Annotated in this window: 28 protein-coding genes; 14 read left to right on the top strand and 14 right to left on the bottom strand. The window is 32.8% G+C overall.

All coding sequences use genetic code 11. The annotated features are described in order from the left end of the window. The first annotated feature begins 13 nt into the window (after positions 1 to 13). The 6 genes from METIN_RS04370 (at position 14) to METIN_RS07450 (ending at position 4,831) form a co-directional block, all read left to right on the top strand. A complete protein-coding gene (locus METIN_RS04370) occupies positions 14 to 667 on the top strand; it encodes a DUF5612 domain-containing protein (protein WP_013100286.1) in 654 nt (217 codons plus the stop codon). Between the two features lie 305 nt (positions 668 to 972). After that, complete coding sequence (locus tag METIN_RS04375) at positions 973 to 1,197, top strand: hypothetical protein (RefSeq protein ID WP_048203379.1); 225 nt, start codon at positions 973 to 975, stop codon at positions 1,195 to 1,197. Then, positions 1,194 to 1,730, top strand: a complete 537-nt coding sequence (gene ecnA / locus METIN_RS04380) for a calcium-activated nuclease EcnA (RefSeq protein WP_013100288.1) — start codon at positions 1,194 to 1,196, stop codon at positions 1,728 to 1,730. Before METIN_RS04375 ends, ecnA begins: the two co-directional genes overlap by 4 nt. Next, positions 1,717 to 2,235, top strand: a complete 519-nt coding sequence (locus METIN_RS04385; protein WP_013100289.1) for a helix-turn-helix domain-containing protein — start codon at positions 1,717 to 1,719, stop codon at positions 2,233 to 2,235. Before ecnA ends, METIN_RS04385 begins: the two co-directional genes overlap by 14 nt. Before the next feature lie 3 nt (positions 2,236 to 2,238). Beyond that, entirely contained in the window at positions 2,239 to 3,690 is a 1,452-nt protein-coding gene (gene argH, locus METIN_RS04390) for an argininosuccinate lyase (protein ID WP_013100290.1), read from the top strand. 82 nt (positions 3,691 to 3,772) lie between these two features. Then, positions 3,773 to 4,831 (top strand): S-layer protein, encoded by a 1,059-nt coding sequence (locus METIN_RS07450; RefSeq protein WP_013100291.1) that lies wholly within the window; start codon positions 3,773 to 3,775, stop codon positions 4,829 to 4,831. Positions 4,832 to 5,034: 203 nt separating this feature from the next. On the opposite strand, the gene rbr is transcribed toward METIN_RS07450, so the two are convergent. The 11 genes from rbr to METIN_RS04450 all read right to left on the bottom strand — a co-directional run bounded on the left by rbr (position 5,035) and on the right by METIN_RS04450 (position 10,844). Continuing rightward, positions 5,035 to 5,616: a rubrerythrin gene (gene rbr / locus METIN_RS04400; RefSeq protein ID WP_013100292.1), complete on the bottom strand. Its 582-nt coding sequence runs from the start codon at positions 5,614 to 5,616 to the stop codon at positions 5,035 to 5,037. 10 nt (positions 5,617 to 5,626) lie between these two features. Continuing rightward, positions 5,627 to 5,806 carry a rubredoxin-like domain-containing protein gene (locus METIN_RS04405; RefSeq protein ID WP_013100293.1) on the bottom strand — a complete coding sequence of 60 codons (180 nt, stop codon included), beginning with the start codon at positions 5,804 to 5,806 and terminating at the stop codon, positions 5,627 to 5,629. 11 nt (positions 5,807 to 5,817) lie between these two features. After that, complete coding sequence (locus METIN_RS04410; protein WP_013100294.1) at positions 5,818 to 6,168, bottom strand: class II SORL domain-containing protein; 351 nt, start codon at positions 6,166 to 6,168, stop codon at positions 5,818 to 5,820. 2 nt (positions 6,169 to 6,170) lie between these two features. Continuing rightward, positions 6,171 to 7,331: an FprA family A-type flavoprotein gene (locus METIN_RS04415; protein WP_013100295.1), complete on the bottom strand. Its 1,161-nt coding sequence runs from the start codon at positions 7,329 to 7,331 to the stop codon at positions 6,171 to 6,173. Between the two features lie 18 nt (positions 7,332 to 7,349). Continuing rightward, complete coding sequence (locus METIN_RS04420; RefSeq protein WP_013100296.1) at positions 7,350 to 7,700, bottom strand: DsrE family protein; 351 nt, start codon at positions 7,698 to 7,700, stop codon at positions 7,350 to 7,352. Between the two features lie 9 nt (positions 7,701 to 7,709). Beyond that, complete coding sequence (locus METIN_RS04425; protein WP_013100297.1) at positions 7,710 to 7,934, bottom strand: rubredoxin; 225 nt, start codon at positions 7,932 to 7,934, stop codon at positions 7,710 to 7,712. A 54-nt stretch (positions 7,935 to 7,988) separates the two neighbouring features. Continuing rightward, positions 7,989 to 8,666 (bottom strand): peroxiredoxin, encoded by a 678-nt coding sequence (locus tag METIN_RS04430; RefSeq protein WP_013100298.1) that lies wholly within the window; start codon positions 8,664 to 8,666, stop codon positions 7,989 to 7,991. A gap of 1 nt (position 8,667) precedes the next feature. Then, a complete protein-coding gene (locus METIN_RS04435) occupies positions 8,668 to 8,949 on the bottom strand; it encodes an MTH865 family protein (protein WP_013100299.1) in 282 nt (93 codons plus the stop codon). A 4-nt stretch (positions 8,950 to 8,953) separates the two neighbouring features. Beyond that, the gene (locus tag METIN_RS04440) at positions 8,954 to 9,115 is read right to left on the bottom strand and encodes a rubredoxin (protein ID WP_013100300.1); all 162 of its coding nucleotides are present in this window, start codon (positions 9,113 to 9,115) and stop codon (positions 8,954 to 8,956) included. Between the two features lie 13 nt (positions 9,116 to 9,128). Then, complete coding sequence (locus tag METIN_RS04445) at positions 9,129 to 9,443, bottom strand: carboxymuconolactone decarboxylase family protein (RefSeq protein ID WP_013100301.1); 315 nt, start codon at positions 9,441 to 9,443, stop codon at positions 9,129 to 9,131. 123 nt (positions 9,444 to 9,566) lie between these two features. After that, entirely contained in the window at positions 9,567 to 10,844 is a 1,278-nt protein-coding gene (locus METIN_RS04450) for a cation:proton antiporter (RefSeq protein WP_013100302.1), read from the bottom strand. A gap of 84 nt (positions 10,845 to 10,928) precedes the next feature. Here METIN_RS04450 and METIN_RS04455 point away from each other — a divergent pair, with 84 nt between their 5' ends. The 5 genes from METIN_RS04455 (at position 10,929) to cyaB (ending at position 13,258) form a co-directional block, all read left to right on the top strand. Further along, positions 10,929 to 11,219 carry a chorismate mutase gene (locus METIN_RS04455; RefSeq protein WP_013100303.1) on the top strand — a complete coding sequence of 97 codons (291 nt, stop codon included), beginning with the start codon at positions 10,929 to 10,931 and terminating at the stop codon, positions 11,217 to 11,219. A gap of 15 nt (positions 11,220 to 11,234) precedes the next feature. Continuing rightward, positions 11,235 to 11,429 (top strand): 30S ribosomal protein S17e, encoded by a 195-nt coding sequence (locus METIN_RS04460; RefSeq protein ID WP_013100304.1) that lies wholly within the window; start codon positions 11,235 to 11,237, stop codon positions 11,427 to 11,429. Positions 11,430 to 11,441: 12 nt separating this feature from the next. Further along, the gene (gene dapA / locus METIN_RS04465) at positions 11,442 to 12,311 is read left to right on the top strand and encodes a 4-hydroxy-tetrahydrodipicolinate synthase (protein ID WP_013100305.1); all 870 of its coding nucleotides are present in this window, start codon (positions 11,442 to 11,444) and stop codon (positions 12,309 to 12,311) included. A 5-nt stretch (positions 12,312 to 12,316) separates the two neighbouring features. After that, positions 12,317 to 12,544 carry an Asp-tRNA(Asn) amidotransferase subunit GatC gene (gene gatC, locus METIN_RS04470; RefSeq protein ID WP_013100306.1) on the top strand — a complete coding sequence of 76 codons (228 nt, stop codon included), beginning with the start codon at positions 12,317 to 12,319 and terminating at the stop codon, positions 12,542 to 12,544. Positions 12,545 to 12,742: 198 nt separating this feature from the next. After that, positions 12,743 to 13,258, top strand: a complete 516-nt coding sequence (gene cyaB / locus METIN_RS04475; RefSeq protein WP_013100307.1) for a class IV adenylate cyclase — start codon at positions 12,743 to 12,745, stop codon at positions 13,256 to 13,258. A gap of 96 nt (positions 13,259 to 13,354) precedes the next feature. Here the strand turns inward: cyaB and METIN_RS04480 are convergent, their stop codons facing one another. Both METIN_RS04480 and METIN_RS04485 read right to left on the bottom strand, forming a co-directional pair. After that, positions 13,355 to 14,464 (bottom strand): AAA family ATPase, encoded by a 1,110-nt coding sequence (locus tag METIN_RS04480; protein ID WP_013100309.1) that lies wholly within the window; start codon positions 14,462 to 14,464, stop codon positions 13,355 to 13,357. A 332-nt stretch (positions 14,465 to 14,796) separates the two neighbouring features. After that, positions 14,797 to 15,501 (bottom strand): tetratricopeptide repeat protein, encoded by a 705-nt coding sequence (locus METIN_RS04485; RefSeq protein WP_013100311.1) that lies wholly within the window; start codon positions 15,499 to 15,501, stop codon positions 14,797 to 14,799. Positions 15,502 to 15,611: 110 nt separating this feature from the next. Between METIN_RS04485 and galU the strand changes: the two genes are divergently transcribed. Continuing rightward, complete coding sequence (gene galU / locus METIN_RS04490; protein ID WP_013100312.1) at positions 15,612 to 16,457, top strand: UTP--glucose-1-phosphate uridylyltransferase GalU; 846 nt, start codon at positions 15,612 to 15,614, stop codon at positions 16,455 to 16,457. Positions 16,458 to 16,468: 11 nt separating this feature from the next. After that, positions 16,469 to 16,879: an EamA family transporter gene (locus METIN_RS04495; protein ID WP_013100313.1), complete on the top strand. Its 411-nt coding sequence runs from the start codon at positions 16,469 to 16,471 to the stop codon at positions 16,877 to 16,879. Here METIN_RS04495 and METIN_RS04500 read toward each other — a convergent pair. After that, positions 16,869 to 17,078, bottom strand: a complete 210-nt coding sequence (locus METIN_RS04500) for a hypothetical protein (protein ID WP_048203553.1) — start codon at positions 17,076 to 17,078, stop codon at positions 16,869 to 16,871. The genes METIN_RS04495 and METIN_RS04500 overlap by 11 nt on opposite strands. 116 nt (positions 17,079 to 17,194) lie before the next feature. On the opposite strand from METIN_RS04500, the gene metG reads away from it, so the two are divergent. Further along, entirely contained in the window at positions 17,195 to 19,114 is a 1,920-nt protein-coding gene (gene metG, locus METIN_RS04505; RefSeq protein ID WP_013100315.1) for a methionine--tRNA ligase, read from the top strand. Position 19,115 lies beyond the last annotated feature (1 nt).

Raw genomic sequence — 19,115 nt, forward strand, 5'->3', positions numbered from 1 at the left:
AAGGTTTTCTCCTATGGAAATTGGGCTAAGTATTGAAGCTAAGAATGAGATAGGAGTTTTACATAAAATAACTGGGGTAATCTCTGAGTTGGGGGGAAATATAGTTTATACTCAACAGTTTATTAAGGATGGAAACATTGGCTTCATCTATATGGAAATTGAGAACTTGGAGAATATTGAAGAGCTGAAAAAAAGGTTGGGAAATTTTAATTTTATATATTCCTTTGAGATTCACAACTCTCTAAAAAAGATCTTTGGGAAGAGGGTTATTATCATAGGTGGAGGAGTTCAAGTAGCTGAAGTTGCAAGAGGAGCCATAAGTGAGGCTGATAGGCACAACATAAGAGGAGAGAGGATAAGTGTTGACACCCTTCCAGTGGTTGGAGAGGAAAACTTAGCTGAGGCTGTTAGAGCTGTAGCCAACTTACCAAGAGTAGGAATCTTAGTATTAGCTGGCTCTCTAATGGGAGGGAAGATAACTGAAGCTGTAAAAGAGCTTAAAGAGAAAACAGATATTCCAGTGATAAGCTTAAAGATGTTTGGCTCTGTCCCACAAGTGGCTGATTTAGTTGTTAGTGATCCTCTACAAGCTGGAGTTTTAGCTGTGATGGCCATAGCTGAAACTGCAAAGTTTGATATTAATAGAGTTAGAGGGAGAGTTTTATAATTATAAAATATTCTATAAAATTTTAAAATATTGTATGGTTATTTTATATGAGGAAATAAAGAGGTGAAATTATTAAAAAATTATTATTTCTCTTATTTTTACTCCTATTTTTACCTTATGGATCTTCTTTATCTATTGGAGATTTAAAGATAGACAATGAAAGTTTAGAAGCTTCAAAAACCTTTACAATTGAGAAAAGTGAAAATTTAGAATATTTTATCAGTTTCCAACATTATGGGACAAGGACCAAGGATATTACTTATGGAGTCTATTTAAATGGAGAATTAATTTATTCAATAAAGCCCGTGCATATAAAAAATAAGCCATATCCAGTAGTTAAAATTAATGTATCTAAACTATTAAAAAATGGTTCTAACACTATAACCTTAAAGTTAGAGAAAGGAGATATTAAAGGAGGTTACTATAAGTTAAATGACATATCCTTAGAAGTTAAAGCCTCAGCTCCTATTCCTATATTGGCTATAGCTTTAGTTTCATTAGTTGTTCCTCTTTTAGTGGTGAGACAATGAAATCTCTTAAAATACTAATTCTTATTTTTATTTTGTTATCTGGTTGTTTATCCTTTCATTCTTCTAAAGAATATTATCATGGAAAAGTTGTTAAGGTTGTTGATGGAGATACAATTTATGTTAATGTCAATGGTTCCCTTTGGAAAATTAGGTTACTTGGAGTAGATTGCCCAGAGATTCATAAAAAGAATAATCCTTATGAGTATAAGATTGATGGGAAATATATAACAAACCTGACCTACCTTTATATATGGGGGCTTAAGGCTAAAGAATTTGCTGAGAGAGAGCTTGATCATCATGAAGTGTTAATAGCCTTTGATCCTGAAGCTCCAAAGGAGGATAGATATGGAAGATACTTAGCCTACATTTACATAAATAAGTCTGGAAAATTAATTAATTTTAATGAAGAGCTTTTAAAATATGGATATGCAAGGGTATATATTTCAAAATTTACTTTACTGCATAAGTTCTTAGAGTTGGAGAAAGAGGCTAAAAGGGAGAGGAGAGGGATGTGGAATTATGAAAACACATGAAAAACTTTTACTAAGTCTAAGTAGCTTAAGAAGCTTTTCCTTAGAGCTTAAGAGAGCTATGCAAGAGTTTAATCTATCTTTAAAAGAGTTATCTGAACTCTCTGGGATTCCATATAGTACATTACATAAAATTATAAAAGGTAGAGACTTTAGGGTTTCAACACTAATTAAGATAGTTAATACTTTCAAAAAACTTGAAACTGTTGAAGAGCCATTTATTGCTGTAATTGCTGCAAGGCCAGTATTAAATAAGATAACTCCAAGAAAACTAACCATAAATGGAGAGGAATTTTTAATTAAAGAGTATCCTGCAAACACCTTAGAAGAGTGTATCATCTCAGCTATAAAGGCTGAGAAAGAGGGAGCTAAGGGAATAGTTTGTGCTCCAATAGTTAGCTCAACCATTGAGAAGGTTGTTAGCTTACCTGTAGCTGTAGTTATCCCTGAAGAAAAAGCTTTCTTAACAGCTCTTGAGATATTAGCTAAAAAAATAAAAGAGGTTTAAATTATGAATATTTTGAGAGGGAAAAGGTTAAAGGAGGTTAAGGAGGAAGTAGCAAGATATACAACAAGCTTAAGCTTTGATAAAGAAATTTTTGAGTCAGATATACTTTGTGACATTGCTCACACCTTTATGTTGTATAAGGTTGGAATTCTTAAAGAAGATGAGGCTAAGAAGATAATAGAAGGTTTAAAAGAGATCTATAAGAAGGGATATGAAAATCTAAACTTGGATCCTTCTTTAGATGACATACATATGGTTATTGAGAATGAGCTTCATAAATTAGTTGGAGATGTAGCTGGAAAAATGCATACAGGGAGAAGTAGGAATGATCAAGTAGCTACAGACTTGAGATTAGCTTTAAGAGAGAAATTATTGGAGATCTTAGAATTATTATTAAGGATGCTAAAAGACTTAACAGAAAAAGCTGAGGAGTATAAAGATGTAGTAACTGTTGGTTATACACACTTACAACATGCTCAACCTATCACTTATGGTCATCTATTGTTAAGTTATGTCTCCTCCATATTAAGAGATGTTGAAAGACTATTAGATTGTTATAAGAGGGTTAACATCTCTCCACTTGGCTGTGGAGCTTTAGCCACAACAGGGTTTAAAATTGATAGGGAATTAACTAAAGAGCTTTTAGGCTTTGATGACTTAATAAAAAATTCAATAGATGGAGTGGCTACAAGAGACTTTATATTAGAAACTCTCTCATCTCTATCAATTTTGGGAACTAACTTATCTAAGATCTGTGAAGAGCTCATCTTATTTTCAACCTATGAATTTAATACTATTGAGATAGCTGATGAATACTGCTCAACCTCTTCCATCATGCCACAAAAGAAAAATCCTGATGTTGCTGAGATAGCAAGGGCTAAGCTAAGCTCAATCAATGGAAACTTGGTTACTGCTTTAACCATCTTAAAAGCTCTACCAAATGCCTACAATAGAGATTTACAGGAACTTACTCCCTATTTATGGGACTCTATTTATAAAATGAGAGATACTATAAAGATGGTTCATGGTATGTTAAAAACTCTAAAAATTAATAAGGAGAGGATGGAAGAGTTAGCTAAGAGTAACTACTCAACAGCCACAGAGTTGGCTGACACTTTAGTTAGAGAAACTGGAATTTCCTTTAGAAAGGCACATAATATAGTTGGAGAAATAGTAAGGAAGAGTATTGAAGAAAAGAGAGATATCATAGAAGTGGCTAAGGAAGTTTTAAGACATTATCAATTAGAAGTTTCAGAAGATTCTTTAAAGAAGGCTTTAGATGTTCATGAAAATGTTAAGCTTAGAGGCATTATAGGAGGACCAGCTCCTAAGGAGGTTGAAGAAAGGGCTAAGGAGTTTAAAGAAATTATTGAAAAGTATAAAGAAGAAGTTGAAGAGAAAAAAGAGAAAATTGAAAAAGTTAAGGAAAATTTATTAAATATTTTTAGTAGATAATGCTTAAATAATAAATATATAGAAAATTAACATTTATAAGTTAAATATTTAAAAGGGTTATAAAGTTCATGGATGTGATAGTATGGTAAAGAAAATTGTAATATTTTACATTTTTTTAATTTTAGGATTAAATGTAATTTATGCTGAATACTTAGAAGATATTCTAAAGGATAATGTAAAAATTAATGGAGATCTTGAGGGTAATGTTTATGGAAAAGTTACAGGTTTTGGAGTTAATTTAGATATAAATACAAAGATACCGCAAGGATTTTTAAATGGTGAAATTAAAAATGGTAAAATTTCATTAAATATCAAAGGAAACGTTTTGGGTAATATAGTTGGGGATTTTCCATTAATTGGATATAAAAATATAAACTTAAAAGATGCTAAATTTGTAGGGTCTATTGACGGAACTATAAATAATGGAAATATAATTGGAACTTTTAATGGAGAAATTGTTGGGAAAGTAGGAAGCTTTGATTTTAATGAAGTTATCTCTGGAGAATTTAATGGATATATAAGTGGTAACACTATTAAAGGAAGCTATAAAGGTAAAATTTCTGGAATAGTAAATGGAGACTGTTCAGGAAATGTAGAATTTAAGATTGTTTCTTTAAATATAAACAAAGAAGAAATAGATACAAAAGAGAATGGTGACATTAAAGAGGCAAGTACAAAGGAAGCTAAAGACATTAAAAAAATAGATACAAAGGATCTAAAAAAATATTTTATAAATAGAGCCGAAATTGTTGCTGGTAAAGGAATAGATTTAAAATTTGGATATGAGTTAAAAAAATATGATCTAACATTAATTTCAAAAAATATAGAAATAACAAAAGACACTATCCTAATCGGAGGGCCAGTGGCAAACCCATTAACCAAGAAGTTAATGGATAAGTTCCCGGTTAAAGTAACTAATGAATATCCAGGAAAGAATAAAGGAGTTATTGAAATGATTAAGTTGAATGTTAAGGTCTCCGATAACATTTACAAAGAAGTTAAAGTTCTACTCTTAGCTGGTTCAGACAGATGGGGAACTAAAGCCGCTGTAGAGTACTTTAAAACCTTAGATTACATTCCAGAAGAACCAATCTTCGTAGAATGGAAAGACGGAAAGGCTGTTAGAATAGAGAAGCCTTAAGGATTTTTCTTTTTTTAATCTTATTTGTTCTTTAATACTTGTTTTAAGTTATATAACTTGGTTGAACTTTTAAAATAAAACTATAAAAAGCATAAAAATATAAAAACTAAAAGGGGTAGATGATGACGTTTATCCCCGGCTGATTGATGATGAGTAGCAAGCCGGCTGATACCCCTCTTTTAATAAAAAATAAAAAAGTAAAATTAGAATTTTTCACATCTTAGCTCAAAGTATTTTCTTGGATGTGAACAGGAAGGACACTCTTCTGGTGGCTCATTGGCTTTATGTACATAGCCACACTTCATACATACCCATTCAACTTCTTCATCTTTCTTATATATTTTTCCTTCTTCTAAGGCTTTTAAGATAGCTTCATATCTCTCCTTATGATGCTTTTCAGCTATTGCTATAGCTCTCAATCTATCAGCAATTTCTTTAAGACCTTCTTTTTCTGCTATCTCAGCAAATTCTGGATACATGCTTTCATATTCATAAGATTCTCCTTCAATAGCAGCTTTAAGGTTCTCTTTAGTATCTCCTAAAACTATTGGAACCTCAACCTCTATTTTTATAGGCTCATCTATATTATACTTCTTTTTTAGTTCAGTAGCTAAGTAGTAAAGCCATTTAGCATGCTCTCTTTCATTTTCAGCAGTTAGTAAGAATATCTCAGCTATCTTCTCATAACCTTCTTGCTTGGCAATCTTGGCAAAGCATGTATATCTATTTCTTGCCATACTTTCTCCAACATAGGCCTTAGCTAAGTTTATTAAAGTTTCTTTCATTCTCTCACCTTTAAATTCTTCTTTTGTCTAATCTTGCAACTAACTTAGGGTCATAACCTTGACAGCCACACTCTGGAGTGTAGCAAGTGACATCATAGAAGGTACAAACTTCTCCACAGCTTGGACATCTCTCTGGAGGCTTGTCAGCTTCAAATAGATAACCACAGTTAGAGCATTTCCACCATGTCATAGAGATCACTTCTACTCTATTTTAACCTCTTTCTTAAACTCCCAAATTCCATGTAGGTTACATCTCATTAAAGCCCTTAAGGTAAAGGACTTATGCCCCTTAGATGGAGCCTTAACAACAAACTTAACCTCTGGCTTAACAAATTGGGTAAAGTCAGCTCTTGCTAAGTAGATATCTGACATGTAAAGCTCTACCCACTGGATATAGTGAGAATCCTCTATTGGGTGTGGATAACCAGTTTTTATAGTAACTTCAAAAAACTCATCTGGCTTAACTGTGTCTGGACATTCAATAAATGGAGTATGCTTTCTCTCAAACTCTGTTCCTTCTTTCATCCTATTTATACCACAGAAATAATTCATAGTTAAACACCTTCTCCTAATTTAAGGGCAAAGTCATAAATCTTTTTTAGATCTTCTTCTTTTGGAACAAATCTGACTTTTAAGCAACTATCTTCAATAATCTTAAAGTTTAATTTCTTGAAGACCTCTTTTATTTCCTCAGTAGCCATCTCCATCCAACCATAGGAGCCAAAGGCCACTCCTATTTTCCCCTCTGGCCTTAACCCTTTCATGTAGTTTAAAAACTTAGCTATGGTTGGTAGGCAACCTTGATTTAATGTAGATGAGCCAACTAAAACATACTTAGCATCTAAGATCTCTCTCATTATTACATTTATAGGAGTTTCTGAAACTTTATATATTAGAGTTTTAACTCCAGTATCTATTAAACCATCAGCAAGAGCATAGGCCATACTTTTGGTTGAGTTATACATGGTGTCATAAACAATAACTGCCTTATTCTCAACCTTATCATTGGCCCAATCAAGATACTTCTTTATAATCTCTTCTTTCTTTTCCTTCCAAATAACACCATGTGAAGGGCAAATAAGCTCTATCTCTAAGTCTTTTATATTCTCTATAGCACTTGGAATTAGCTTTCTATATGGCATAAGTATATTTGCAAAGTATTCCTTTGCATATTCAATAACTTCATCTATTTCATAATCATATCTCTCAGAGCTTGCTAAGTGCTGGCCAAAGGCATCATTTGAGAATAATATCTTTTCCTCTTTATAATAAACAATCATATTGTCAGGCCAGTGGAGCATTGGAGTTTTTATAAACTTTAAAGTACTTTCTCCAATTGAAAGCTCTTCTCCATTATCTACAATAAGGAAATCCCAATCCTTTACATTATAGTGTAAGGATAAATGCTCCTTTCCTTTATCATTGGTTATTATTGTAGCTCCACTAATCTCTATGAGCTTCTCTAAGCTTCCACTGTGATCTTTTTCAACATGATTTACTACTATGTAATCAATGTCTTTAGGATCAATAATTCTATTAATCCCATTTATTAGCTGAGCAAATAAATACTCTTTAGCAGTATCAATTAAGATATTTTCTTTCCCTTTAATTAAGTAGGAGTTATATGTTGATCCAGAGAGTGTAGTATAACCATGAAAATCTCTAATATCCCAATCTATAACTCCTACCCAATAAACATTATTTTTTATTTTCATGTTATTTCCCTAAAATTATTATAATTCAATAACTCTATAACCTTCATCTAAGTATTTCTTTAAACTTATATGGCCAAATAAGTCATTCTCTAACTCTAATTTTCCTTTTATTTCATCCTTTATCTTAAACATGTCAGAGCAAGCTTCACAAACTACAAAGTTCTCTTTTAGCTTCTCAAAATGATTTTTTAATGGATGGTTTTCACTTAATAAATCTTTTGCCCAATTTACAGCCTCACCTTCTAATAAGATTTTTACTTCATCTCCTTTCTCTTTCATCTCATTGGCAAAGAGTAAGGTGTGGAACATTATAGGCATATTTGGCTTACCTTCCTTCTGATAGCTAAATATTAAAAAAGCTACTTTCATCTTACCACCTTAAAACTCAACATATTCATCTAATGGCTCAAATGATTCTTTTCCAACTTTTCCTCTACATATTGGGCAAATCCAATCCTCTGGAAGCTCTTCAAATGGTGTCTTTGGAGGAATATTTTGGCTTGGATCACCCTTTAGAGGATCATAAACCCAGCCACAAACTCTACACTTATATTTTCTATATTTTTTCTTCCCCTCCTTACCAACTAATTTAATTTCTACCATATTCGCACCTATAACTATTTGGATATTAAAAAATATAAAAAAATATAATTAGGATTATTCTAACTTCTTGTAGCAGAGCCACCAATCTAAGCACTTGATCTCTCCTTTCTCACAGGCTTTCTTTCTCTCTTCAATCTCTTTTATTGAAGATGCTGGTGGGATGATAACAGCTCCTTCTTCTGGGAAGTCATTCTCAGGCCAATTTGCTGGAGTAGCCACTCCATACTTGTCAGAAGTTTGTAAAGCTTTAACTAACCTTACTATTTCATCTAAGTTTCTACCAACCTCTTGAGGATAGTAGATGATAGCTCTAATAATTCCCTTGTCATCAACAACAAATACAGCTCTAACTGTATTGCTTCCCTTGAATGGGCTAATCATTCCTAACATTTCAGCTAATTCTCCTCTGTCATCAGCAATAACTGGGAATTCTATCTTAACTCCTAATTTTTCCTCTATCCATTCAATCCACTTTAAGTGGCTAAATACTTGGTCAATACTTAAACCAATTAATTCACAGTTCATTTCTCTAAATTGATCGTATCTCTTTTGGAAGCCTATAAACTCAGTTGTACAAACTGGAGTAAAATCTGCCGGGTGGCTGAAGAGGACAAACCACTTCCCTTTATAATGGTCTGGTAACTTAATAACTCCATGGGTAGTTTTAACCTCTACCTCTGGAAACTTGTCCCCAATTACTGGTAATCCACAGTAGTTTTCTTCTCCACACATTTTACTCTCCTTCTTCTTTTTTTATTAAGCATTTATTAGCTAATTTTTTAATGAGGTCATCAACATCTTTTATAGGGAAGTCATTGTCAGTTAATAATTTAACCAACTCATTAGCCTCTATTTCTCCACAAGGTAGGGAAACTTGGCATGGTAAAGCATTGGCTAACTCAACCCTACTCTTTATTGGGAATACATCTTTATCTTTAAAGTACTCATAAAGTCTTAGCTTAAACTCTTGAATGTCTCTTAAAGCTTCATAGAGAGGATGGTTAGTTGTAATCATCTTCTCACTCACCTAATTTCCTAAATGCACTCTTGCCTAAGCCACACTGAGGGCATCTAAAGTCTTCAGGAAGCTCTTCCCATTTAGTTCCTGGCTCTATTCCTTGCTCAGGTAAGCCTTTCTCTTCATCATAGATCCAGCCACACATACATTGATACCTTGCCAACCTTCCACCAGAATTAAAGATTTTTTAATATTCTAACAGCCTTCATAAATGCAGGCATTCCACTGGTTAATAAAACCACCTTAAGAACATCCATAATTTCATCTTTAGTTATTCCAAGCTCTTTCATCCCACTTCTCATTTGCTTTTCAGTTGCCTTTTCATCACACTTTGCAGCAGTTATAGCTATAGCAACTAACTTTAGAGTTTTATAGTCAAGAGCCTTCCCAGTGTAAGCAACTTCATTTAATTGAACTATAGTATCATAGAGCTCTTTATAGTTCTCTTTGATGTATTTTATCCCTTCTCCATAGAAAACTTCATTCTTCATAAAAAATTCACCAAGATTTTCTCATAATTTATTTGTGAAATTCATAACTATAAATAGTTATTGGTTTGTTTTAAGGAAAATAGTTTTTAAATAGCTTAAAAAATAGAATAATAAGTTTATAAATTAATGTTCCAAATTAGTACTTTTCACTTCACCAAATAGTTTTTTAGCTAAAATTCCTGCCCAAGAGGCTTCTAAGATGACACTTAACAGTATTGTTAAAAATGTAGCTACTAATATTATCCCTGACAAGTCTGTAGGAGATATATACTTAGTAACAAACTCAGGCAATAGGTTAGCATGTTTCTTAATTAATATACTTACAGTAACTCCCAAAGCAGCTGGAACTACCCCCCTTGGTCCTTCTAAGGCAAAGTAGATAAGCTCTTTTAAGCTATGTTTAGACTTTATTAGTCCTAAGAAAACTCCAATAGGTCTGGCTAAGAAGATTGAGCCAAGGGCTATAATTAGCCCAGGAACAAAATATTTTAACAATAACTCTAAGTGTAAACAGGCTCCTAAGAAAACAAAGATTAACATCCTTGCCAACAGTGAGAGGTCATCACAGAAATTAACCACATATCTATAGTCTTCTTCATTCTCAACCCTTCTAAATAATGAGTCTCCCAAGTATAAAGCCATAATAGCAACAGCCATATATCCACTAATCCCATAACCTATTAAATTTGGTAGTAAATAATCTCCTATATAGACAAGTAGCATTCCTCCTCCAATAACCAGAGGGGCTACATATTCATGAAACTTAGCATGGGTTATAATTTCTTCATAAACCTTAGCTAATAAAATCCCTGCTATTATTGCTCCACCAGCAAGAACTATAAAGTCTATAACAGGGTTCTTAGCTGGGTAGAGATTCAAGATCCCTAACATCACTGAAGTGGCTACAATTCCTAAGGGATCATTGAAGATACTTTCAGCTTCTAAGATTATAGCTAATTTAGGATCAATCTTAACCTTGGAGAATACTGGAATTAGTGTAGCTGGGTCAGTGGCACAAGTGATAGCTCCAAAGAGATAGCCAGCAGGATTTTGTAGAGGAAGGCCAAGAACTAAGTTAAAGATGACACCAGAAACTATTAAAGTGACTATTAAAGTAATAAGATCTAACCTAATTACTGTAGGTAAAACCTTCCTTAAAAGTGAAATTCTCATTGTAAAAGAACCACCTAAGAGAATGAAAATTAAACCAATTGGCCCAGCATATTCAAAAATATTAGAGGCTTGTTCTGGAGTTATAATTTGAAAAATAGGCCCAATTAATAAACCTAAAAGTAAGAACAATGGAATATCTGGAATTTTGAAATTTTCAGCAGCTTTAGCTATAAATGCCCCTAAAACAAGGGCTAAGCCAATTAAGCCAATGGCTATTATACTTTCCATGCTCTCACACCAAAAAATAAAGTTTTAAATTGAAATGGGGTTATGATATATATAATTTTTCAAAATATATTTTTGGGTTCAAATATGGAACATAAAGAATTAAAAGATATTAGGAAGAGGATTGATGAGATAGATAAAAAAATCTTAGAACTTGTTGCTGAGAGGAATAGATTGGCTAAGAATGTTGCAGAAATTAAAGTTAAGAACAATATTCCAATAGATGACAAGGAGAGAGAAAAATATATATATGAAAGGATAAAAAATCTCTGTAATCATTATAATATAGACCCTAATTTTGGGCTAAAGCTATTTAAGTTGTTGATTGAACATAACAAAGAACTCCAAAGAAAATACATAGAAACACTTAAAAAATAAAAATTAGGTGAGAAGATGGGTAGGGTAAGACAGGCATTTATAAAGAGAGCAGCTTTAGAGCTAATAAAGAAGTATAAGGATTTATTCACAACTGACTTTGAGACAAACAAGAGGTTGGTTGAGGAAGTAGCTCAGATATCAACAAAGAGGCTAAGAAATAGAATAGCTGGTTATATAACCCACAAGATGAGGCAATTAAATAGACATTAAGAGGGAAAATCCATGTTTGAAGGAGTTTATCCAGCCATTATTACCCCATTTAAGGCTGGAGAAATTGACTATGATGGGTTGAGAGAGAATATTAATTTTTTAATAGAGAATGGGGTTGATGGCTTAGTTGTTGTTGGAACCACTGGAGAGAGCCCAACATTGAGCCATGAAGAGCATAAAAAGGTTATAGAGAAGGCTGTTGAATTTGTTGATGGTAGAGTTAAGGTTATAGCTGGAGCAGGATCAAATAGCACAAGAGAAGCTATAGAGCTTTCAGTTTTTGCTGAAGATGTTGGAGCTGATGCTGTTTTATCAATAACCCCTTACTATAACAAGCCAACACAGGAAGGGTTAAAGAGACACTATAGTGAGATAGCAAAATCTATAAATATTCCAATTGTTATATATAATCTTCCCTCAAGAACTGGAGTAAACATAGAGATAAAAACCCTAAAAGAGCTATCTGAGGAGTTTAGTAACATAGTGGCTATAAAAGAGGCTAATCCAGATTTATCAAGGGTTTCAGAAACCATATTAAATACTAACTTAACGGTTCTCTCTGGGAATGATGAGCTAACCCTTCCTATCTTAGCCCTTGGTGGGAAAGGGGTTATAAGTGTTGTAGCCAATATCATGCCAAAGGAAATGGTTGAGTTGGTTAGATCAGCTCTAAATGGAGATTTTGAAAGAGCAAGGGAGTTACATTATAAGCTTTACCCACTGATGAAAGTCTTGTTTATTGAAACTAACCCTATCCCTGTAAAGACTGCCTTAAACCTCTTAGGAAGGCCTGCTGGAGAGTTAAGGCTTCCATTATGTGAGATGAGTGAAGAGCATAGGAGAGAGTTAGAGAAGGTTTTAAAAGATTTAAATTTATTGTGAGAGATATGGAGGAGAAGATAAAAAAGGAAGCTATGGAGATCATTGAAAAGTTTAGCTCCATCTTGGAGAAGTATAATTTAGATGAGGAAGAAAGCTTATACATTATTGACAAAAGAAATGTTTTAAGGGAAGATGAAGCTAAGAATCCAGAGTTTAGAGAGAAATTTTTAAAATTGGCTCCTAAAACAAAAGATGGCTATGTGGTAGTTGAAAAAGGAAGTTGGGTTAAGTAGAAAAATTTTATATAGAGCTTAAATAATATCTTCCCTAAAAAAATTTGAAGAGGGTGAGAACATAAAGAGATCAAGTAGAAGATGGAAAAAGAAGGGAAGAATGAGATGGAAGTGGTACAAGAAGAGGTTAAGAAGGTTGAAGAGAGAAAGAAGAAGAGCAAGAAGCTAAATTCTTTTATTTAAATTTTTTGTGAGAGTATGGAGATAGAGGTTAAGGCTAAGATAGATGATAAAGAGAGAGTGGTTAAAGCTCTTTTATCCTTAGGCTTCACATTCTTAAGAAAGGAGTTTCATGAGGACATTTATTTTAATGGGATTGACAGAGATTTTAAAGAGACTGATGAAGCTTTAAGGGTTAGAGATAGTAATGGAAAATACTTCTTAACTTACAAAGGGCCAAAGTTAGATAAGATATCAAAGAGCAGGGAAGAGATTGAAGTTGAAGTTAAGGATAAGGAGAAGATGATAAAGATCTTAGAAAAATTAGGCTTTAAAAAGGTCAGAGTTATTAAAAAAGTTAGAGAGGTTTATAAGCTTAATGACATTACAGCCTGTATAGATGAGGTTGAAGGCTTAGGACTTTTCTTAGAGTTAGAGAAAGAGGGAAGCTTAGAAGATGTAGAGAAACTTTTAAATATTTTGGATAAGTTAAATTTAAGAAATAATATTATTAGAAAGTCTTACTTAGAGTTGTTAGAGGAAGGGATAAAATGAAGCTAACAAAAAAACAGATATTGGCTATTTTTGTGGCTATAGCCATGTTATTATCAGTTGTTCCAATCTTTCTTATAGGTTTACACTAAAAAAGATTTATAGATATAGGTGAGCAGGCACCTCCTTAAACTCCTTCTTAGCCTTCTTTAATGCCCATTCTAAGTCTTCTTTACTAACATATTCTCTATCTTCTAAAATAGCTCTATGTAAAGCTGGCTTTAAGAGCTTCTCTTTAATATCTCTTCCACTGAATCCTTTAGTTTTTTCAACAAACTCTTTTAAATTAGCTTTAACAGGAAGAGGCATTTTTTTCACATAAAGCTCCATAATCTTTAATCTTTCTTCATCATTTGGTAATTTAAACTCTATCTCTTCCTCAAATCTACTTCTTATAGCTGAGTCTAACATAGCTGGGTTGTTAGTAGCTGCTATGGTAACAACTCCCTTATTCTCCTTAATCCCATCTAACTCTGTTAATAGTGCATTAACAACCTCAGCCACATCTCCCCTTAAGGATTGATACTCCCTACTTAATCCAATAGCATCAAGCTCATCTATAAATATTATACAAGGAGCACTCTCTGAAGCTTTTTTATAGAGCTCTCTTATCATCTTTGCAGAGTCTCCTACATGCTCTCCTATTAGTTCAGGAGCCTTAACCATAATAAATGAAGAATCTGTTTCAGTAGCTAAAGCCCTTGCCATCATGGTTTTTCCAGTCCCTGGTGGGCCATAGAAGAGAACATTCTTAGGAGCCCACTCTCCAAATAATTCGGGATTCTGTAAATACTTCATAATAATTTTACATTTCTTTTTAGCATCCTCTTGTCCTATAATTTCATCAAATCTTGCCTTTTTAAATTTTGTTTTAATTACCTTTGTAGGCTTCTGTAATTTGAAGACAGTTTCATTAGTTATCATTCCTCCTTCCTTTGGGAAAACAGACACTACTTTAAAGGCATAGTCTGGTAAAATAGAGTTGTCAAATAAATAGTCCCCTTTCTTAACAATCTCTCCATGCCACTGGTCTCTTGCATAGATGGTGAAAAGAATAGGATCATCAGTTGTAACCTTAACAGGTTCAGAGCTAACCTTTATAGGAAAACCAACAGGCTCTAAAACAACATACTTAACTGATGGGATTGTATTGTCAATAATTGTAGCAGAAGAGAATAGCTTTTTAGTGGTAATTGGAAGCTTTGCCATGATAATCACCATGGAAAAATAATTTAGTTAGGAATATTCCATTTGTTAGAAGTAGTATATAAATTTTTATCATGATTGATCATGAAAAATAAAGGCAATCTTTAATGATTTTTCATGATAAAAATTTATCATGATTTTTCATGAGCAAAAAGTAATAAATATAACTTTTTTGAAAATAATAAGTAGATTCTGAGCTTACAAGGAGGTGAGATATATGAATGTTATAAAAGATATTGGAAGAAGCTTTACAGGAAATAGTATTTCTAAGATCTTAGGTTACTTCTTAGCCTTTCTCATTGTTCTTACTGTTCTCTCAATAATCTTCTCATAAACTATTCATATTTTTCATAGGTTTCAAATACTGAATTACAATATTCAACTGCTTTCTCATGATCTCCTAATTTTTCATAGCACAAAGCCAACCCTATTTTAGCCTCTATATGATTTTTATTAATTTCTAAAACTTTTTTGAAGTATTCTATAGCTTTTTCAAATCTTTTGAGTTTCATATAGAGGATTCCAGCTAAAAATAAAGCTGTAGTATCTTTTGGATTTATGGAGAGTATTTTTTTAATGGTTATGAGTGCTTCATCAACCCCTCCAGTTGCAACCAACCACCTAATTTTATGAAGGTTGGCAAAATAATCATTTGGTGAAAGTTTTAAAATCTTATTTAGGCATTCTAATGCCTCATCATATCTTCCTAAATTCATAAGAGCATAGTATTTGCCCATAAGAGCCTCAACAGATTCATAATAGTTTAGTGATTTATCAAAAGCTTCTATAGCTTCTCTAAACCTGCCTAACTTATTTAAAATCTTCCCCTTAAAGTTCCAAATTAAGGAAGATTCATGTCCATTTTCTATGATAGTGTTTAGATCAGAGAGACATTCCTCATATCTACCTAAGTTTTTTAAAATAAGTGCTCTAAATAAATAATAAATATAATTACCCTCATCTTTATCTATTAATTCATTTAGTTTTTTTAAACATTCTTCTAAATCACTACAAGAATTTAATAATTCACTAAAATCCATAATCCACCCCCATCACAAGAAAATTAAATAATATATTTTTTATAATATTGAATACCACATTTAGTTATTGCACAATATAAAATTTACCCATATTAGATTTGGTGAAATAGATGATTAACAAGGCTGTTATCCCTGTAGCTGGATTTGGGACAAGGCTGTTACCAATAACCAAAGCTCAGCCTAAAGAGATGTTGCCAGTTGTCAATAAGCCAATAGTTCAGTATGTGGTTGAGGATCTTGTAGAGGCTGGAGTTAAAAATATTTTATTTGTTACTGGGAAAGGGAAGCAAGCTATTGAGAATCATTTTGATGCCAATTATGAGTTAGAGTGTAAGTTAGAGAAAAGTGGAAAGTTGGATAAGCTTGAAGAGCTTAAAAGAATAAACAACTTAGGAAATATATTCTATGTTAGACAGAAGGAGCCAAGAGGTTTAGGAGACGCTATACTACATGGAGAAAGCTTTGTTGGGGATGAGTATTTTATAGCCATGGTTGGAGATACAATTTACTCAAAAAATATAGTTAAAGATCTAATAAAGGCTTATGAAAAATATAACTGCTCTATCATAGCCTTGGAGAGAGTTCCTAAGGAAGAGGTTTATAAGTATGGAGTTATAGATGGAGAGGAAATAGAGAAAGGAGTTTATAAGATAAATAACATGGTTGAAAAGCCAAAGGTTGAGGAGGCTCCATCAAATTTAATAATAACTGGAGCCTATCTTTTTTCTCCAAAGATATTTAAGAAAATTAAAGAAACTAAACCAGGAAGAGGAGGGGAGATACAGATAACTGATGCTATGAACCTACTATTAAAGGAAGAGGAGATAATAGGGATTGAAATTAACTGTAAAAGATATGACATTGGAGATCCATTAGGTTGGTTAAAAGCTAATATAGAGATAGGAATTGAGATGTTCCCAGAGTTAAAAGAATTTTTAAAAGAGCTAATAAAGTGAGGTTTCCATATATGGATATAGCCATTATATTAGGCCTATTAGTAGCTTTATTTTATGGCATTGGAACCTTCTTTGCAAAAATAGTTTGTGAAAAGGATCCTATATTCCAGTGGGTAGTTGTAAATATTATTGGAATAATTTTAACTCTTATTATTTTTTTAAAATTTAGAAATTTTTCAATAGATAGCCCAAAAATTATTATCTATTCTATAGTTGCTGCTCTCTTTGTAGTCTTAGGCTCTCTAATTTTATACTATGCCCTATACAAAGGAAAGGCCAGCATTGTAGTCCCTTTATCTTCAATTGGCCCAGCTATAACAGTTGTTCTCTCTTTAATATTCTTGAAGGAAACCCTATCTATAAATCAAGTTCTTGGCATCATATTAATATTGATAGGCATCTTCTTACTATCTATTCATTAGACAAGCCTAAGACATACTTTTTAGCTCCCTGTATTCCAAGTTGTAATTTTATAGCCTTTATTAACTCATAGACTTCCTCAACACTCTCAGCATTTTCTAAAGCTTCTTTAAACTTCTCTCTTTTACTTGGTTCCACTAAGCTTATCAAGTATTCAACTGTTGCAAATAATTCTATAAACTTTCTCTCTTTATTCATCATACTTTCAAGCTCAGATAAAAGCTCATTTACACTAACCACACTCTCACCTCAAAAATATAAGGAATTTAAATAATAATTCAATTATAACCCTATATAATCATTTTGAGGTGAGAGTTATGTATCTAATAACAACAGCCTTAGCCTATACAAATGGCCCCTTACACTTAGGGCATGTGAGATCAACCTATATACCAGCAGATATTTTATACAAATATTTAAAACTTAGAGGAGAAGAGGTTATCCATGTTGGAGGGACAGACAACCATGGAGTTCCTATTCTATTAAGGGCTGAAAAAGAGGGGAAGAAGCCAGAGGAAATAGTTGAATACTATCATAAAAGAATTAAAGAAGACCTTGACTCATTAGGGATAGAGTTTGATGTGTTTGGGAAAACACATAGTGAGATACACATAAAGACAGCTCAGGAATTCTATTTAAAGTTGGTTGAGAATGGCTACATTTATGAAAAAGAGATAGAACAATTTTACTGTGAAAATTGTAAAAAGTTTTTACCAGATAGATATGTTGAAGGCCTCTGTCCTTACTGTGGAGGAGAAGCAAGAGGAGACCATTGTGAAAGTTGTGGAAGACACTTAGAGCCTTTTGAGTTGAGAGAGCCTTACTGTGTCATCTGTGGAAGCAAAAATTTAAAGGTAAAGAAGAGTATTCATTACTTTTTTAAGCTGAGTGCTTTAAAGGAGGAGCTTGAAAATTATATTAAAAATGCTAAAGAGATGCCTGAGCATGTGAAAAACTTAGCCTTAAACTGGATTAAAGAGCTTCATGATTGGGATATTTCAAGAGATATCCCTTGGGGAGTTCCTATTCCAGGAACTGATAAGGTTATGTATGTCTGGTTGGAGGCTCCTATTGGTTATATATCCTTCACTAAAATGTTGGGAGAGGAGTATTATAAAAAATATTGGTTAAATAAAGACTCTAAAATTTACCACTTTATTGGGAAAGATATTACTGTCCATCATGCTGTATTCTGGCCAGGAATGTTAATAGCTCACTCCTCTTACAACCTACCAAGTGCTGTTATCAGTGGGGGTTACCTAACCTTAGAAGGAAAAAAGATGAGTACAAGTAAGGGATGGGTAATTTGGATTAAGGACTTTGTTGAAAAGTTTGACAGTGACTATTTAAGATACTACTTAGTGATGGCTGCTCCTCTTTTCAAGGATTGTGACTTCTCACTTGAAGAGTTTCAGAAGAAGGTAAATAATGAGCTAATTAATATCATTGGAAACTTCACCCATAGGGTCTTAACTTTCACATACAGGAAATGTAAAAAGGTTCCTTTGGTTGAGATAGAGGAGAGTGAAATTTTAAAGTTGATTGATGAAACTGTTGAAGAGTATGATAAATTAATTAGAGAGTTTAAGTTTAGGGATGCTTTAAATAAAGTTCTACACCTTGCTATAAAAGGAAATGAATACTTCCAGAAGGAGGAGCCATGGAATATTAAAGATGAGGAGAAGTTAAAAGAAGTTCTATACTTAAGTTGTAAGTTGGTTAAAGCTATCTCCTACCTATTATATCCTTACATGCCTAATAAATCAAGAGAGCTCTTAAATATTATGAATGAAGAGCTTGATTTAGAGCTTAGAGGTAGAGAGTTGAAAAAGCCTAAAATAGTATTTAAAAAGATAGAGGATAAAGATATTGAAGAATTTAGAAACAAATATTTAAAAGAAGGTGAGAAAGTGGAAGAGATTGATATAAGTTACTTGGAAAAGATAGACTTGAGGGTTGGGAAAATAGTTGAGGCTGAAGATATAAAGAAGTCTAAGAAGTTGTTAAAGTTAATTGTTGATTTAGGAGATGATAAGAGACAGATAGTTTCAGGAATTAAAGAGTTCTACAAGCCAGAAGATCTTATAGGAAAAAAGGTTATAGTTGTTTGTAATTTAAAGCCTGCTAAGCTCTGTGGAGTTCTCTCTGAAGGAATGATCTTAGCTGCTGAAGATGAGAGTGGAGTTAGCTTACTAACAGTAGATAGGGATATAAAAGAGGGAAGTAAGGTTAGATAAC

Source organism: Methanocaldococcus infernus ME, from assembly GCF_000092305.1.
Taxonomy (GTDB): domain Archaea; phylum AGJL01; class Methanococci; order Methanococcales; family Methanocaldococcaceae; genus Methanocaldococcus; species Methanocaldococcus infernus.

Excerpts from the sequence above, each read along its gene's own strand:
- METIN_RS04370 (WP_013100286.1), top strand. The coding sequence starts at position 14 with ATGGAAATTGGGCTAAGTATTGAAGCTAAGAATGAGATAGGAGTTTTA.
- ecnA (WP_013100288.1), top strand. The coding sequence starts at position 1,194 with ATGAAATCTCTTAAAATACTAATTCTTATTTTTATTTTGTTATCTGGT.
- METIN_RS04385 (WP_013100289.1), top strand. The coding sequence starts at position 1,717 with ATGAAAACACATGAAAAACTTTTACTAAGTCTAAGTAGCTTAAGAAGC.
- argH (WP_013100290.1), top strand. The coding sequence starts at position 2,239 with ATGAATATTTTGAGAGGGAAAAGGTTAAAGGAGGTTAAGGAGGAAGTA.
- METIN_RS07450 (WP_013100291.1), top strand. The coding sequence starts at position 3,773 with ATGGTAAAGAAAATTGTAATATTTTACATTTTTTTAATTTTAGGATTA.
- rbr (WP_013100292.1), bottom strand. The coding sequence starts at position 5,616 with ATGAAAGAAACTTTAATAAACTTAGCTAAGGCCTATGTTGGAGAAAGT.
- METIN_RS04405 (WP_013100293.1), bottom strand. The coding sequence starts at position 5,806 with ATGACATGGTGGAAATGCTCTAACTGTGGTTATCTATTTGAAGCTGAC.
- METIN_RS04410 (WP_013100294.1), bottom strand. The coding sequence starts at position 6,168 with ATGAATTATTTCTGTGGTATAAATAGGATGAAAGAAGGAACAGAGTTT.
- METIN_RS04415 (WP_013100295.1), bottom strand. The coding sequence starts at position 7,331 with ATGAAAATAAAAAATAATGTTTATTGGGTAGGAGTTATAGATTGGGAT.
- METIN_RS04420 (WP_013100296.1), bottom strand. The coding sequence starts at position 7,700 with ATGAAAGTAGCTTTTTTAATATTTAGCTATCAGAAGGAAGGTAAGCCA.
- METIN_RS04425 (WP_013100297.1), bottom strand. The coding sequence starts at position 7,934 with ATGGTAGAAATTAAATTAGTTGGTAAGGAGGGGAAGAAAAAATATAGA.
- METIN_RS04430 (WP_013100298.1), bottom strand. The coding sequence starts at position 8,666 with ATGTGTGGAGAAGAAAACTACTGTGGATTACCAGTAATTGGGGACAAG.
- METIN_RS04435 (WP_013100299.1), bottom strand. The coding sequence starts at position 8,949 with ATGATTACAACTAACCATCCTCTCTATGAAGCTTTAAGAGACATTCAA.
- METIN_RS04445 (WP_013100301.1), bottom strand. The coding sequence starts at position 9,443 with ATGAAGAATGAAGTTTTCTATGGAGAAGGGATAAAATACATCAAAGAG.
- METIN_RS04450 (WP_013100302.1), bottom strand. The coding sequence starts at position 10,844 with ATGGAAAGTATAATAGCCATTGGCTTAATTGGCTTAGCCCTTGTTTTA.
- METIN_RS04455 (WP_013100303.1), top strand. The coding sequence starts at position 10,929 with ATGGAACATAAAGAATTAAAAGATATTAGGAAGAGGATTGATGAGATA.
- METIN_RS04460 (WP_013100304.1), top strand. The coding sequence starts at position 11,235 with ATGGGTAGGGTAAGACAGGCATTTATAAAGAGAGCAGCTTTAGAGCTA.
- dapA (WP_013100305.1), top strand. The coding sequence starts at position 11,442 with ATGTTTGAAGGAGTTTATCCAGCCATTATTACCCCATTTAAGGCTGGA.
- gatC (WP_013100306.1), top strand. The coding sequence starts at position 12,317 with ATGGAGGAGAAGATAAAAAAGGAAGCTATGGAGATCATTGAAAAGTTT.
- cyaB (WP_013100307.1), top strand. The coding sequence starts at position 12,743 with ATGGAGATAGAGGTTAAGGCTAAGATAGATGATAAAGAGAGAGTGGTT.
- METIN_RS04480 (WP_013100309.1), bottom strand. The coding sequence starts at position 14,464 with ATGGCAAAGCTTCCAATTACCACTAAAAAGCTATTCTCTTCTGCTACA.
- METIN_RS04485 (WP_013100311.1), bottom strand. The coding sequence starts at position 15,501 with ATGGATTTTAGTGAATTATTAAATTCTTGTAGTGATTTAGAAGAATGT.
- galU (WP_013100312.1), top strand. The coding sequence starts at position 15,612 with ATGATTAACAAGGCTGTTATCCCTGTAGCTGGATTTGGGACAAGGCTG.
- METIN_RS04495 (WP_013100313.1), top strand. The coding sequence starts at position 16,469 with ATGGATATAGCCATTATATTAGGCCTATTAGTAGCTTTATTTTATGGC.
- METIN_RS04500 (WP_048203553.1), bottom strand. The coding sequence starts at position 17,078 with ATGATGAATAAAGAGAGAAAGTTTATAGAATTATTTGCAACAGTTGAA.
- metG (WP_013100315.1), top strand. The coding sequence starts at position 17,195 with ATGTATCTAATAACAACAGCCTTAGCCTATACAAATGGCCCCTTACAC.